The organism is Ruegeria arenilitoris (genome assembly GCF_013030985.1).
In the GTDB taxonomy this organism is placed as follows: domain Bacteria; phylum Pseudomonadota; class Alphaproteobacteria; order Rhodobacterales; family Rhodobacteraceae; genus Ruegeria; species Ruegeria arenilitoris_B.
The window spans coordinates 55,054-68,710 of sequence record NZ_WPYP01000014.1; the positions used below are offsets into that span (position 1 = coordinate 55,054).

At 56.9% G+C, this 13,657-nt stretch carries 14 protein-coding genes and 1 tRNA gene; 6 read left to right on the forward strand and 9 right to left on the reverse strand.

All coding sequences use genetic code 11. The features are described from left to right. Nucleotides 1-54: 54 nt before the first annotated feature. A complete protein-coding gene (locus GOX88_RS21415; protein ID WP_170406839.1) occupies nucleotides 55-651 on the reverse strand; it encodes a hypothetical protein in 597 nt (198 codons plus the stop codon). Then, nucleotides 648-1,424: a hypothetical protein gene (locus GOX88_RS21420; protein WP_170406842.1), complete on the reverse strand. Its 777-nt coding sequence runs from the start codon at nucleotides 1,422-1,424 to the stop codon at nucleotides 648-650. Before GOX88_RS21420 ends, GOX88_RS21415 begins: the two co-directional genes overlap by 4 nt. Before the next feature lie 44 nt (nucleotides 1,425-1,468). Between GOX88_RS21420 and GOX88_RS21425 the strand changes: the two genes are divergently transcribed. Both GOX88_RS21425 and GOX88_RS21430 read left to right on the forward strand, forming a co-directional pair. Next, on the forward strand, nucleotides 1,469-2,152 hold the full coding sequence (locus GOX88_RS21425; RefSeq protein WP_170406845.1) for a hypothetical protein: 684 nt from the start codon (nucleotides 1,469-1,471) through the stop codon (nucleotides 2,150-2,152). Between the two features lie 110 nt (nucleotides 2,153-2,262). Further along, entirely contained in the window at nucleotides 2,263-3,099 is an 837-nt protein-coding gene (locus tag GOX88_RS21430; protein ID WP_217354283.1) for a hypothetical protein, read from the forward strand. A gap of 399 nt (nucleotides 3,100-3,498) precedes the next feature. Here the strand turns inward: GOX88_RS21430 and GOX88_RS21440 are convergent, their stop codons facing one another. From GOX88_RS21440 to GOX88_RS21465, 6 genes are all read right to left on the reverse strand, one after another. Next, nucleotides 3,499-4,557 carry a ferredoxin--NADP reductase gene (locus tag GOX88_RS21440; RefSeq protein ID WP_170406853.1) on the reverse strand — a complete coding sequence of 353 codons (1,059 nt, stop codon included), beginning with the start codon at nucleotides 4,555-4,557 and terminating at the stop codon, nucleotides 3,499-3,501. 12 nt (nucleotides 4,558-4,569) lie between these two features. After that, on the reverse strand, nucleotides 4,570-5,043 hold the full coding sequence (locus tag GOX88_RS21445) for a hypothetical protein (protein WP_170406856.1): 474 nt from the start codon (nucleotides 5,041-5,043) through the stop codon (nucleotides 4,570-4,572). A gap of 18 nt (nucleotides 5,044-5,061) precedes the next feature. Then, nucleotides 5,062-6,213, reverse strand: coding sequence for an aromatic ring-hydroxylating oxygenase subunit alpha (locus GOX88_RS21450; protein ID WP_170406858.1), 1,152 nt, complete (start codon nucleotides 6,211-6,213; stop codon nucleotides 5,062-5,064). Nucleotides 6,214-6,222: 9 nt separating this feature from the next. Beyond that, entirely contained in the window at nucleotides 6,223-6,486 is a 264-nt protein-coding gene (locus tag GOX88_RS21455) for a hypothetical protein (RefSeq protein WP_170406861.1), read from the reverse strand. Further along, on the reverse strand, nucleotides 6,486-7,073 hold the full coding sequence (locus GOX88_RS21460; RefSeq protein ID WP_170406863.1) for a TetR/AcrR family transcriptional regulator: 588 nt from the start codon (nucleotides 7,071-7,073) through the stop codon (nucleotides 6,486-6,488). Before GOX88_RS21460 ends, GOX88_RS21455 begins: the two co-directional genes overlap by 1 nt. Nucleotides 7,074-7,639: 566 nt before the next feature. Further along, nucleotides 7,640-7,714: transfer RNA gene (locus tag GOX88_RS21465), tRNA-Gln, on the reverse strand. Nucleotides 7,715-8,133: 419 nt separating this feature from the next. Here GOX88_RS21465 and GOX88_RS21470 point away from each other — a divergent pair. After that, nucleotides 8,134-8,637, forward strand: a complete 504-nt coding sequence (locus GOX88_RS21470; protein WP_170406867.1) for a ferritin — start codon at nucleotides 8,134-8,136, stop codon at nucleotides 8,635-8,637. Between the two features lie 38 nt (nucleotides 8,638-8,675). On the opposite strand, the gene GOX88_RS21475 is transcribed toward GOX88_RS21470, so the two are convergent. Continuing rightward, the gene (locus GOX88_RS21475; RefSeq protein WP_254436184.1) at nucleotides 8,676-9,143 is read right to left on the reverse strand and encodes an SH3 domain-containing protein; all 468 of its coding nucleotides are present in this window, start codon (nucleotides 9,141-9,143) and stop codon (nucleotides 8,676-8,678) included. A 191-nt stretch (nucleotides 9,144-9,334) separates the two neighbouring features. Between GOX88_RS21475 and GOX88_RS21480 the strand changes: the two genes are divergently transcribed. The 3 genes from GOX88_RS21480 to GOX88_RS21490 are packed head-to-tail and all read left to right on the forward strand — an operon-like array spanning nucleotide 9,335 to nucleotide 13,580. Further along, complete coding sequence (locus GOX88_RS21480; RefSeq protein ID WP_170407004.1) at nucleotides 9,335-10,321, forward strand: 2-hydroxyacid dehydrogenase; 987 nt, start codon at nucleotides 9,335-9,337, stop codon at nucleotides 10,319-10,321. Between the two features lie 46 nt (nucleotides 10,322-10,367). Then, on the forward strand, nucleotides 10,368-12,161 hold the full coding sequence (gene ggt / locus GOX88_RS21485) for a gamma-glutamyltransferase (RefSeq protein ID WP_170406869.1): 1,794 nt from the start codon (nucleotides 10,368-10,370) through the stop codon (nucleotides 12,159-12,161). Between the two features lie 12 nt (nucleotides 12,162-12,173). Further along, on the forward strand, nucleotides 12,174-13,580 hold the full coding sequence (locus tag GOX88_RS21490; protein ID WP_170406873.1) for an FAD-binding oxidoreductase: 1,407 nt from the start codon (nucleotides 12,174-12,176) through the stop codon (nucleotides 13,578-13,580). Nucleotides 13,581-13,657 lie beyond the last annotated feature (77 nt).

A 13,657-nucleotide genomic window follows, 5' to 3' on the forward strand; every position in this document is an offset into this window, starting at 1 on the left:
TGTGATTTCCCCGCGTGTTTCAGGTTCTGCCAAGGGCAGGTCGCTGGTGGAACCTTACGGGCGCAAGTGTTTCATCATATTGCTGCTGACCGGGATCGGTTTCGGGTCTGACGGCCCGCGAATGGCAAGGTCAAATTGGGGATTATATCCGTTGGTATTAGTGCAATAGACTTTTGTTTTTGCTCGGTAGAGCCCAGCCTGAAGCTGGGCGTCTGCGTATGCATTTCGAGGCCCTGCAGCAAGGTTCTTAGTAATTGGTAGCTCGACAAGTTGTTTGCCCTCGAGTTCAAGTTTGGCGCCACATTGCGCTCCGCCTGGCCATTCATACGTAAGGGCAAAGGTGTACGGGCCATTCTCGGTTAGATTGAGAAAGCCATCGTATTCGATGAGCCAGTACCTTTCGTTGTATTTCTTCAGTTCTGGATCCAATTCGAAGGCGTCGTCATAGCCGACCGGAAAACCTCCTGTGTAAAGGAGTGTGGCCAGGGATCGACCGTTTGTGGCGTCGGGCTTGCTGTTGTCCTGGATAGGGTGGAAATGCATCAACCAGCCATCGGCAAGCTTGGATCGATCAATTTCTTCTGCTGTCCCAGCGGCCGGACCAAATAGAGACAGGGCCGCAGCCGCGCAGATTGGCAGTATATGTTTCATTCTTTTTCCTCTGTTACAAAAGCACCCGTCGGAGAGATCGTGGTGCTGTAAGTGTCAATTGGGAGGTCCGGCGATCGCGGTTTTTCCCGTTCTTTGGATGAAAAGGTGCTCGAGGGCGGGATGTCAGATTCAAAGGTAGGTTCTGGATCCAGCGACCAATTTAATGTCGACGCTACCGCACGAAGAATAACCGGCAGCGATAGAAACCTGGCGTCCCACTGTGTTGAGGCCGTGATTGCCATACCGATCGCCTGATCATCATAAAATGCAATCGATCCGCTGGTTCCTTGCTGAACCGCGTTGATGCCGATCTGTTCGGAAACGCGTGCATCGAACTCGCCCGAGGTTTGGAAATTCACCCGCATGGGGATTTCTTTCAATTGGCCGGGGTTCGGGACCTGCCTGAGCTGGATGTCGCGGCCGATGATCGTGTCGGGATGTTTCCAGGATATGATGGTCTGCCAGTCCGTCCCGCATCCGTCAAAGGTTTTGTCCGAGACTTCGGCAATGGCAAGGTCCATTGAGTGGACTTTCCCTTGCATCAGTTCTGCTTTGCCAACACTGGATGGTGCCGAAGAAGACTGGAAACTGAACCTCGAACTGCGTCCCAGAACATGGTTCGGCAGGAAAATAAAGCATTGCCCGCGGTCACCGAACAGGAAGCCATGTCCGTTGCGATCTTTGACTGTGACAGAGACGACTTCACCAACAGCTTGCGTGCCCAAAAGGGCATTTACCGCGCTGAACAACAAAAACAATTTGCGTAACGTCATCAATCACTGGCAGATTAACTCGGGTAAAGAGATTAGAGGGTATTATGAAGCTTAACGCAACAACGATTGCGCTCTTGGCAGTGGTTGCGCCGCAAGCGATGGCAGAGGAATTGGTGCAGGTTACGCCCCTGACTGAAACACTCAGTGAACAGGCTTTGATTTCGGGTAGTATTGTCGCCGGTTTTTTGTCCGTCGGCGAGGCAACAGAGGAAAAACCCTACCTCGAAGCGATGGTACCTGAAGCTTGGGAAGGCTCTTTGGTTTGTCTCACTCTGGTTTCGCAAGATGGACGCTACGAGGCCCTCGGAGAGTATTCGGTTGTCGGGCCGTGGTCCGGTGAACCGATCCGCGTGCCGCTCGAGTCTTTGCACAATGAGTATCTGAGCAAGACTGAGCGATCTCAATTTGCTGGTTTGCTAAGCAAGGGGTCATGTGATGCCAGAGGCCAAACTGTTACACCTGTTGGTTGGAATGAGAAGCTGGACAGCGCCCCGTCGAAGCTTGAGCTGCTAATAAACTCTCGTGCGGCGGATGAAGTATACCTTGTTTTTGAAAACGGGTCAGACGTTGATTGTGTCAAAACGGACTCTGCCATCCACCTTGCTTTTGACTTTGTGTGTGACATCCCGAAGCAAGTTGTTGATGCAGGAGATGTCATCGAGGTGAACCGCATTCGAAAAGGACGCAAGGATCGGCCACATATTGTTCAGGTTTCACCGCTTCCATGAGAAATCCTTCTGTTATTAAAAGAATAACTCGGCCTGAATTTAGGCGCAGAAAAAGAAATGCGAATTCCGCAAAGAGTATAAAACTCTCGCCGATTGTACCGGTTACCTTTTTGGGTTTCATTATTATGTGTTTGCTTTGGGTGATTTACCCAAATCTTTTCAACCGAACATATGTCCTTTCTGTAATGACGTCGGGTTTTGAGGCCAAATTTACACGGAGTTTGGTCAACAACAGTTGGCAGTTTTCGGACATTCTCTTGTGTGAACGCCGAGAAAACAGACTGAAGGGCGGCACCGATAAAAACGGGATGTGCGCGGCCGAACTTTTTTCCGAACGCCAACTTTCACATGCCGAGATCGGTTTTGAGAAGGGCGCGACTGTAAGCGTTGAGCGCGACGTAGAAACAGGCGCGCTTTCAATTGTCGCCCTGAGCGATGATGCTGCCGTGCGCGTCAATGGCGTGGTTATACCGCTTGGGTCTTTGATGATAATCGACCAAGAGGCTTGGCAAGATGCAGGTGCGCTTGCCTTCAGCGGAGAAGTGACCATCGGACAGGTGGCAACCACCGGTGAAACAAGGCTGGTTTCCGGCGGGTCCTATGAGATTTTGGAGTCTGGTTGGCCCTGGGAGGAAGGTGCCATGCTTGTGAAATCCGGCCAGTTTTTCAGAGGCGATCAAATCCAGATCGTGACCAAAAATACTAATACGCCTGTCGAGGTGATCGGGTTCCTGGCGCCTGTTGACGACACCATTTCTTTGCAGGTTACATCGCCAATGGGAAAAAATGTCGTTGATGTGGACCGTATGGCCGGCGAGAACCTATTGATTTTAAGCAGCGCGATTGACCGAAGCAAAGTTGATCCGCTTTTGCAGGTCTTAACGTTTTTTGTAGCCGTGGTACTTGCTTTGGCCACCTTAAGGGATTGGATGAGGCCGCCAAATTAGGCATCAGCGGAGCAATAAGAAACCAACTCGAAAGCTGGAAACAGCATCAAACCGGCCCTTATTCAGCACCCCAATGCCGGACCTCTGAGCCTTGAAGCCGTGCCGGTCCATTTTTTGTGTCTCTGAGCTCGGTTTCCCAGATCCGGCAAAGGTTCACCGGGTTGTCTGCCAAGCCACAAAGACCGGGTTCTTCAGCAACAGCAGCGCCGATGTGGATGGCTTTCTGAAGTTCTCGCTTGGGGTTCATAAGCGCAGAAGTTCGCGAGCGGGCTACTCTGCTCTCAAGGAATAACAGCTCCTGCAGACCCGTCACCATTGTTCCCTTCGGGAAAAACCTGATTTCGAAGGGCCGGCAGGCGTGTGGGCTGAAGCGCATCAAATCGCCGCCTGTCAAAGAAGTTAGTTTTCAAACCTCAAAGCAATGCTCTTTTGGGTGGCAACACTTTGGCAGCACAGAATGAGCCCCTTAGAGATATCATCGTCTTCAAGCGCGATCCGGTTTCGCATATGGACGGCTCCTTCGGTCAGGCGAGCCATGCAGGCCCCGCAAACTCCGGACTGGCAACTGAATGGAGGGTTTAATCCTGCCGATCGGGCAGCTTCGAGTAGGGTTTGGCCCTCAGCAACCGGAACGTCGTACCATACGCCATTTAGCTCAATTCGGGCCGTCGCCGCGATCCCGGATAAACTCAGGTCGCTTTCGGTATCCCCGCCAAAGCTCTCCATGTGAATGCGGTCATCGGGAACGTCCAGATTTTGCAGCGCTGTCCGAAGATCCGTGTTCATGCTGCCGGGGCCGCAGATCCAGTATTGGGCGTCCTGTGCAACCGGAGGCGTTTCGCCAATTGCGGCCCCGATGGCATCGGCATCCAACCGCCCCGTGCGCCAAGGGCTGAACCAGCTAAGCAAGGCGGGGTGGGACAGAACATGGCGCAGAGTGAACCGCTGTGGGTGTTGCGCCAGTAGCTGCTCCAACTCCTGTCGGAAAAGGATGCTGTCGGCGTTTGTGTTGCCAAAGACCAGATGCGCCACGGAATGAGGCTCGTCTGCCAGAACGGCGTTGATCATCGCGTACAATGGCGTGATGCCACTGCCAGCACCAAAGAAATAGTGGGTGCGGCGTTTCAGGGCTCCGGGGTTCAAAGTGAACAGTCCGAAGGGGGGCATGACCTCGACCGTATCCCCCGCCGACAGGGTGTCGCCGATATGGTTCGAGACGATCCCGCCTTTCACGCGTTTGACAGTGATACGCAGCGCGGACCCGGGAGGGTTCGAGATCGTGTAGCTGCGCCGGTGCTCCTCTCCGGCGATCAGAAACCTGACCGTCAGGTGCTGCCCGGCTGTCCATTGATACAGATCGGTCAGAGCCAGGGGGATATCAAAGGTGACACTGGTGGCCGCGCCTCCGATTTCCGTACGGATTTCGGATACGGTTAGTGGATGAAAGTCACGTTGCATCAGGGTATCCCATCATCGGTAGTCATAAGTCGTGGTCAAAGACCGGATCACCGTTCCACCCTGAAAGGGTTCAAAGACAAACTCATCTGTCTGACGCATTTTGCCAGCATATCCCTGCCAATCATAATCGACTTGGGTCACTGCAGTGACGTGCCGGACATCATCCTCGGATCGCGCGGTAATCTGAGGCGCGGATCGTGCGGTTTCCGTGTACCCCTCCAGCGCCTTAACGAGCTCGGGGTCTTCCGCATTGGTGACATCGCCGATCCGGTATGAGAAGACGTCATCCGCTTGCCCCATGCCGTATTTGAGGATGACCCGATGCGTGGCGTCGGGGTGCCAGTTGTCCCATGTGGCCAGCAGGCTTTGTTCGTCTTGGGCTTGCAGGATTCGTGCGGCAATGTCCTCGGGTGCGTCTGCCTGCGCCGTCAGCACCAGAACCGAAGCAAGCGCAACACCGATCAGGGTGGCTTGTACTGGTTTCATGATCAGTCTCCGCATCGTTCAATTGTCCTGCATGAACGCCAGCACTGCCTTTTGGTGCTGCGTGATCGGGCTTTCGCCAATCCCGGCGGGACCGATTTCAAGGTACGGGCTTTTCAAAGACTTCTGCTGTTGTTCGCAGGCATAGATATCCTCGGTTGTAAAATCTCCGGATGCCATCGGGTCGTCTTCACCCGCGGCGTCATCCCCGTGGTATTTTGCACCGCCGAAGCCCTTCCAGAAGCCCCAGCTTTTCCACTGTTGTTTCTGGAACGCCCAGTCCGATACGTTCGCCAGCTTTGTTCGGTTTTCGACCCGCGTCAGGTCCGGGGCAAGCGGAGTGATGATGAACAGGTTCCAGCTTTCCTCGCTGGCCCCGATGCCAATGCCGGGAAACAGCATCGGAACCCATGCACCGACATGCGGTTCAGGGATCGTGCGCGGCATCGGAAGATTGGCTTCGTGGTTCTTTGCATACGCCGCCGATGGGGGTTCCCAAAAGTGATAGTGCGGCCCCTGCCACCCGTATTCGGCCTTGGCGTGGTCATACATATGTAGCGTGTTCGAATGCAGATGGCTCAGGTGGTAGACATCGATGTAGTTCTCAACGACGATCTTCCAGTTGGCCCTGATCTCGTAGCTATTACGTCCTTCCGTGTATTCGACAAGCTCTTCGGGCTTGTGGGGGCCGAGGTGCGGGTCCACTGCCCCGAACCATTCCGCCAAAGTCGGTGCGTCCGGGTCGGGGTGCACGAACAACATGCCGCGCCAGACGTCCACACTGGCCGGCTTAAGGCCAAAGCAGGACTTATCGACACCGTCGGGGAACTCGGTCGTCTCATCGGGCACCGAGATCAGATTGCCTTCCAAATCGTACGTCCAGTCGTGATAGGGGCAGGTCAGCGCTTTCTGCGTCTTTCCGACCGCCCGGATCAGCTGGGTCCCCCGGTGGCGGCAGATGTTGTGAAACGCGCGCAGACGGTGATCGCGCCCCATCACAATGAACAGATTGTTCAGGCCCGCCTGAACTGAAAGATAGTGCCCTGGGCCTTCGATATCCTCGACCAATCCCGCAAACCTCCAGGTACGCGAGAAGATTCGGTCTTGTTCTCGGTCGAACCAGTCCTGTGAGGTATAAGCCTCGACCGGCAGATGGTGATACATTTTGGTCATCTCAAAACCTCAGGCAAGCAGATGGGCGTATTGGGGAAAAAGGCTGGCGGCGATCATCATCAGACCCAGCATCGCCCAGAGAGTGACGACGGCCCAAAACAAAACCGGGTCCTCTGTGCGGTTGATCTCGAAGACCAGAAAGGCCTGCCCGTTCAGAATTGTCGGGACGACCCACCATACAAAGAGTACTCCCCAGACCCAGTAGAGACCCAGCGCAGTGGCTGCCAACAGGATGGGTAGCGCGATATAGTTCGCTGTTCTGGCGTAGCTCATTATTTGGTCTCCAAGGTCGAGGCCAGCAAAGAGGCCGCCAGTTTCAATTCGGCGCGCCAAATTGCCGGTGGCTCCAGCGGAGACAGGGCATCCATGCTGACAAAAATAGCCGAGATTCCCTGTGTCACCGCACGAATGCGGGCACCCGACGCATCCGGGGTGGCGCGTTTCAGGATATCCTCGACCACGTCAAAGAATTCCGTGAGGCTGTCCATCAGGTCCTGCCGCAGATCCGGTCGAGCCGGAACAGCTGTCACCAGCGCTTGATATGCCAGCATCAACCGCGGATCGGTTCCGCTGTTGTCGGCAAACAGCGTGTCCACAAGATCAGACGGCGTCGCCCCGTTCGGCAAGGCCTGTCGAAGCCCGTCCAGCGATTCTGCGAACCCAGCACCGACATAGTCGGCCAGCGCAGTGATCATCTCATCCTTGTTGCCCAGGTAATGACGCAGAAGCGGACGCTTGACGCCAGCCTCCTCAGCAATCCGTTCCTGTGTCGCACCTTCGAGCCCGAACCGCGCCACGCATGTGAGATAAGCATCCAGAATCTCTTGGGATCTTTGGTCTTTCAGCGAAGGTCTTGGCATTTCGGTTCCTTAAATTGTCATTGTTGACAAATAATGATCAGCATTACTTTGTCAATGGTGACAATTTACTTTTTGATTCACCTTTTCAAACGAAACCGCCCTGTGATCAGCAGAGGCTTAAAAAGCGAAGGAGGAGCTGCGCAAAGAAGTTTTCAGAGCGAAAATGTCGATTTGACATAATCGGATTGGTGATGTCGCCCCTGTGAGATGCAAATTACCTCACATACTTCATTTATTCGGCCCAATGTCTCACGCACTCCAACAATCTTGATGAAGAAATGGCTCGCGTGAATCCTTTAAGCGGTATGCAGAATACCGTTCACGGATTGATCAAAAACCGCGGTTAGATAGCATATCAGCACGAGCAGTTCGTTGCGCTTTGATCTAAAGACTCTCCCAAAGTCACCAAACTCGTGTCGTCGGAATCGCGAACGGAGACTGTGACTTGAAATCGACCATTGTTGCGTTCACGTGCGGGCCTCAGCTGAGGGCGCCGCAAGATAACATTCTGAAAACAAGCCACAATCGGCGGCCAAATATGCGTCTTGAGATTTAGAGGAAAATCATGGCTGGGGTGGTAGGATTCGAACCTACGATACACGGTACCAAAAACCGCTGCCTTACCACTTGGCTACACCCCAACGGTGAGCGGCTATCTACGATTGTTGTTCGGAGGGTTCAAGGGGCTTTGAGCGAAAAACTTCAGCTTGGAGTAAAAATTATTTGGCCCGAGTTCCTGACGGTTCGGAGCTCCGAATTTGCGCCCGTCGGTCATCTGTACGGTTTGACGTATTATGGGCACGAGCGGCCGCAACTGGGTAAGGTCTTGCGGGATGGGCCGCGGCGTCAACATCTTGCTCTTTTCGGTTGCCAAATATTTGGCCGCGGATCGCGTGAGGTTGCAAGAAACTTCCGGTATTGCAAGTGCCTTTCACTTGCAGGTTTTGCAGGTAATATACTGAAAAACATTCAAAAAACTTTAAAGCTGCAGTTGCGCCGGATCGTTGGGGAACTTAGCTGTATGATTGACCCCGGCACCCCCTTGAAACAGGAGATGAAGATGAAGTTGAACCCGAAAGTCGCAGAAGCGTTGAACCGTCAGATCAACAATGAACTTCACGCATCCTATACATACCTTGCCATGGCCGCGTATTTCGAATCCGAGGACCTGCCCGGATTCGCGCAGTGGTTTCGTGGTCACTCGGCCGAAGAGGGCACGCACGCCATGCGCATTTTCGACTTTGTGGCCCAACGTGGTGGGAGAATCGAAATTGACGGGATCGCCAAGCCCAAGACGGACTATGCATCACCGGTTGAGGCGCTGGAATACGCGCTGGCGAACGAGGTAACAGTAACCGGCCAGATCAATGCGCTGTTCGAACTGGCCCATGAGGTCAAGGAATACAGCACCCAGAACATGCTGAATTGGTTCCTGGCTGAACAGAACGAGGAAGAAGACCTGTTCGGCAGAATCCTGGATCAGACCAAAGCGGCCAATGGGGATCGCTGGAACCTGTTGTTGCTGGACAAGGAAATGGGCACGCGCACTGCCGCGGGTGCATAACAATCATATTGTTCAGGCGGGGCGGCAGGAACGCCCCGCTATTCGCGAACCTCGGCGGGATCGACGCCCCAGAGGTTCGATTTCTGCGCCCAGCCGCGATAGCCGCCCGCTGAGATTTGGCACCAGTCCAGGCTGCAGCTGCCCAGGCGCGCCACCACGCCAGATTCGAATTTCGCGCTGACCTGAGAATTGGGGTCGGGGCTGGTGTGGACGGGCAGCAGCTCGGATTCGATCAGCACCGTGCGTGCGCCGGACAGCAGGGCATAGTGGACCCAACCACCGGCTCCGTCGCGGTCCTGAACCCGGCGCCAGTTGCCGTATTCAGCCGTAATCTGCAGTGGCATCCCGCGCCGTTTGAACACCCAGTCGATTCGATGGGTCAGCGAGGGGCCGCGGCGAACGTTGCCCTCGGCGGCCTTCATCGAAACATATCGCGGCAGGGGCAGGTTGGTGACGGGGCCACGCTTGTCCTGTGCGCTGGCGGTCAGAGTCCCCAGCGCGACCAGAAATGCGGACGTAACCACCAGAAGGCGGCATTTTACTGGTAGAAAACCACTCACTGACTGTCTGCTCTTGTGCCTGTTGATCGGGTTTCGAAAAAAGGTCGTCTCAATGCGTTGGGGTTCTTGTGCCCCGCCTTATCCTGCGCCACGATGCCATGGCGCGCGAAGATTTGCAAAGCGATGGGAGGGCGAAGGTGCCAAGAGAACGTCTGAGTGTTGTCGTTACGCGACGGTTGCCCGAGGCGGTGGAAACCAGGCTGAGCGAGTTGTTCGATGTGCAGTTGCGCGACGATGACACGCCCATGACGCGTGAAGAACTGGTCACAGCGGTGCAAGGCGCGGATGTCCTTGTACCCACCGTGACCGACGCCATCGATGGCGGGTTGCTGGGACAGGCGGGTGACAAGCTGCGCCTGATCGCTAATTACGGGGCCGGGGTCGACAATATCGATGTGGCCACGGCCCGGCAGCGGGGCATTCTGGTCTCGAACACGCCGGGCGTGCTGACCGATGATACCGCGGACATGACCATGGCGCTGATCCTCTCGGTCACCCGCCGGATTCCTGAGGGGCTGTCGGTCATGCAAAAAGGCGACTGGGAGGGCTGGGCCCCGACCGCGTTGCTGGGTGGCAGGATCGGAGGGCGCCGTCTTGGCATTCTGGGCATGGGGCGGATCGGCCAGGCCGTGGCCCGCCGCGCCTCGGCGTTCGGGATGCAGGTACATTATCACAACCGTCGCCGGTTGCGCCCCGAGATCGAACAGGAGCTTGAGGCGACCTATTGGGAAAGCCTCGATCAGATGGTGGCGCGGATGGATGTGATCTCGATCCATTGCCCGTCTACGCCGTCGACCTTTCACCTGATGAATGCGCGGCGGCTGAAGCTGTTGAAGCCTTCGGCCGTGATTGTGAACACGTCGCGGGGTGAGGTGATCGATGAAAACGCGCTGACCCGTCAGATTCGCGGAGGTGAGATCGCCGGAGCGGGGCTGGATGTGTACGAGCATGGTACGCATGTGAACCCGCGCTTGCGGCAATTGCCGAACGTCGTCCTGTTGCCTCATATGGGGTCAGCCACATTGGAAGGGCGGATCGAGATGGGTGAAAAGGTCATCATCAATATCAAGACCTTCGAAGATGGGCACCGCCCACCGGATCAAGTAGTTCCATCCATGTTGTGACGCGTTTGCGCCGCAGGGACGACAAACGATTTTTCAGGAGGATACGATGAAACGAAATCTGATTTCGGGATTGTTTTTGACGGCGTTGATGCTGGGCGGCGCGGCGTTCGCGCAGGAGACTGCGGATGCAGTAGCCCCCGAGGGGGCCTCGGACGGGCAGGTTCAGGGCCTGACGGATGAGGTCATCGCCGCGCTTGAGGCCAAGATGGCCGGTCAACCGGTGACCTCGCAGAACTGGATGGTTGCCGCCGCGAACCCTCTGGCCGTCGAGGCCGGGGCCAAGGTGCTGCGGGCCGGAGGGTCCGCGGCTGATGCAATGGTCGCCGTGCAGGTCGTGCTGGGGCTGGTCGAGCCGCAATCCTCGGGCCTTGGCGGCGGTGCGTTTCTGGTCTGGTACGATGCCACGACCGGCAAGCTGACCACGCTGGACGGGCGCGAGACGGCTCCGCTTGAGGCGAACCACCGGTTGTTTCACGATGAAAACGGCGAGCCACTGAAGTTTTACGATGCTGTGGTCGGTGGTCTTTCGGTAGGTACGCCCGGAACGCCTGCTTTGCTGGCTGAGGCGCACCGGCGCTGGGGCCGCAGCCCGTGGCCCATCCTGTTTCAGGATGGCATTAAACTGGCTGATGAGGGATTCCTTGTCTCGCCACGTCTGGCCACATTGGTCGAAGCCGATGCGGAACGCCTGTCGCGTTTCCCCGTGACAGCTGAGTATTTCCTGCCGGGCGGAGAGCCTTTGAAGCAAGGTCAGCGGCTGATGAACCCGGATTATGCAGAAACACTGCGGGTTCTGGCACGCGAAGGGTCGGCCGGGTTTTACGGCGGTGAGATCGCCGCCGGGATCGTCCATACCGTCCGCAATGCGCCGGGCAATCCGGGTGTGCTGTCTGGCGTCGATCTGGCGCTGTATCAGGTGACCGAGCGCGACCCGGTCTGCGCCGCTTACCGCGCCTATGAGGTCTGCGGCATGGGGCCGCCCTCGTCCGGGGCGCTGACGGTTGGTCAGATACTGGGTATGCTCGAAGGATATGATCTGGCGACGATGGGACCCGAGGACGTACATACATGGCGTCTGATTGGCGACGCTTCGCGTTTGGCCTTTGCAGATCGCGGTCGTTACATGGCCGATCATGATTTTGTCCCGATGCCCACACAGGGCCTGGTCCATCCCGACTACCTGTCCCAGCGCGGACAGCTGCTGGGCGGCGAGGGGGCGTTGACCGAAGTCGCGCCCGGCAACCCCGAATTCGACCACGCGTCGAACTGGGCGGATGATGTATCGCTGGAATTGCCTTCAACCTCGCATATCTCGATCGTAGACCAGTATGGCAACGTGCTGTCGATGACCACGACGATCGAGAACGGGTTCGGTTCGCGGCTGATGACCAACGGGTTCCTGTTGAACAACGAACTGACCGATTTTTCGTTCAAGACCCACAGCGATGGTGTTCCGATTGCCAATCGGCTGGAACCGGGCAAGCGCCCGCGGTCCTCGATGAGCCCGACCATCGTGATGCAGGACGGCGCTCCGGTACTGGCGATTGGCTCGCCCGGTGGCAGCCGGATCATTGGCTACGTGGCCAAGTCGATCATCGCTTGGGCCGATTGGGACATGGATGTGCAACAGGCGCTGTCGCTGCCGCATTTGGTCAACCGCTTTGGCACCTATGATGTGGAGCAGGACACGGCCGCCGAGGGCTATGCCGATGCGCTGATCGGGCTGGGGTTCGAGGTCAACCCGCGCGACCTGACATCGGGCCTGCACGCGATTGAGATCGGAGATGTTTTGATCGGCGGTGCAGATCCGCGCCGCGAAGGCATCGCGTTGGGCGAATAAGAGAGGTTCTTTATGGCGCAGGCAGTAACGTTGCCCCGAAACGAGGCCGGGATTGAAACGGCTGTCGGCATTCTGAAACAGAAGTTCGGTGATCGACTGCAAACGGGTCAGGCGATCCGCGAACAGCACGGCCACACGACCACTTGGATCGAAAATCAGTCTCCGGACGCGGTGGTGTACCCCCACACAACCGAGGAAGTGTCTGAGATCGTCAAGATCTGCGCCCAGCACAGGGCGCCTGTGATCCCCTTCGGGACCGGCACCTCGCTTGAGGGGCATGTGAACGCTCCGGCCGGTGGTATCTCGGTGGACCTGACCCAGATGAACAAGGTTCTGGCGGTCCATGCGGGCGATCTGGATTGCGTCGTGCAGCCCGGTGTAACGCGCGAAGACCTGAACACCCATCTGCGCGATCAGGGCCTGTTTTTTCCCATCGACCCCGGTGCCAATGCCTCGCTGGGGGGAATGGCGGCAACGCGGGCCTCGGGCACCAATGCGGTGCGCTATGGCACGATGAAGGACAACATCCTCAGTCTGGAAGCGGTGATGCCGGACGGGCAAATCATCCGCACCGGACATCGGGCCAAGAAATCCTCGGCCGGATATGACTTGACCCGCCTGTTGATCGGGGCCGAGGGCACGTTGGGGATCATCACAGAACTCACCCTGCGCCTGCAGGGCATCCCCGAGGCGATCACTTCGGCCCGGTGCTCCTTTCCCACGGTCGATGCCGCCTGTCAGGCGGTGATGATGACGATCCAATACGGCGTGCCCGTGGCGCGGATCGAGCTGCTGGATGAGTTGTCGGTCAAGGCCGCCAACGCCTATTCCGGGCTGGACCTGCCGGAAACGCCGTTGCTGTTGCTGGAATTTCACGGCTCTGAGGCTGGTGCGGTCGAGCAGGCCGAGACATTCGGTCAGATCGCCGAAGAGTTCGGTGGCGCGGATTTCGCTGCGACCTCGACCACGGAAGAACGCAACAAGCTGTGGCAGGCCCGGCACGACATGTACTGGGCCAGCCTGCAACTGCGCCCCGGCGCGCGCGGCATTTCCACCGATGTCTGCGTTCCCATCACGCGTTTGGCGGAGTGCGTTGCGGCCGCGCAGCAAAAGGCACAGAATCTTGGCTTGTTGGCCCCGATTGTCGGGCATGTGGGAGATGGGAACTTTCACACTCTGCTGCTGATCGACATGGAGAACGCGGATGAGGTCGCCAAGGCCGAGGGCTTTGTCGGCTGGCTGAACGATCTGGCGATCTCGATGGAGGGGACCTGTACCGGCGAACACGGAATCGGGCAGGGCAAGCGGCCCTATCTGGTCAAGGAACTGGGGCCGGCAGTCAGTTATATGAGTGCGATAAAGATGGCGTTGGACCCGGATAACATTATGAATCCGGGTAAAATTCTGCCGTCCGCATAGCTGTGGCCCACACCGAGTTTCCGGCACCTCAGCCATAAGACCGCCCCATTTTGGTTCTATCCTTCGCGAAAACGAGC

Bases quoted from the DNA above. Each gene is read 5' to 3' on its own strand.
- GOX88_RS21415 (WP_170406839.1), bottom strand. From the start codon at position 651: ATGAAACATATACTGCCAATCTGCGCGGCTGCGGCCCTGTCTCTATTT.
- GOX88_RS21420 (WP_170406842.1), bottom strand. From the start codon at position 1,424: ATGACGTTACGCAAATTGTTTTTGTTGTTCAGCGCGGTAAATGCCCTT.
- GOX88_RS21425 (WP_170406845.1), top strand. From the start codon at position 1,469: ATGAAGCTTAACGCAACAACGATTGCGCTCTTGGCAGTGGTTGCGCCG.
- GOX88_RS21440 (WP_170406853.1), bottom strand. From the start codon at position 4,557: ATGCAACGTGACTTTCATCCACTAACCGTATCCGAAATCCGTACGGAA.
- GOX88_RS21445 (WP_170406856.1), bottom strand. From the start codon at position 5,043: ATGAAACCAGTACAAGCCACCCTGATCGGTGTTGCGCTTGCTTCGGTT.
- GOX88_RS21450 (WP_170406858.1), bottom strand. From the start codon at position 6,213: ATGACCAAAATGTATCACCATCTGCCGGTCGAGGCTTATACCTCACAG.
- GOX88_RS21455 (WP_170406861.1), bottom strand. From the start codon at position 6,486: ATGAGCTACGCCAGAACAGCGAACTATATCGCGCTACCCATCCTGTTG.
- GOX88_RS21460 (WP_170406863.1), bottom strand. From the start codon at position 7,073: ATGCCAAGACCTTCGCTGAAAGACCAAAGATCCCAAGAGATTCTGGAT.
- GOX88_RS21470 (WP_170406867.1), top strand. From the start codon at position 8,134: ATGAAGTTGAACCCGAAAGTCGCAGAAGCGTTGAACCGTCAGATCAAC.
- ggt (WP_170406869.1), top strand. From the start codon at position 10,368: ATGAAACGAAATCTGATTTCGGGATTGTTTTTGACGGCGTTGATGCTG.
- GOX88_RS21490 (WP_170406873.1), top strand. From the start codon at position 12,174: ATGGCGCAGGCAGTAACGTTGCCCCGAAACGAGGCCGGGATTGAAACG.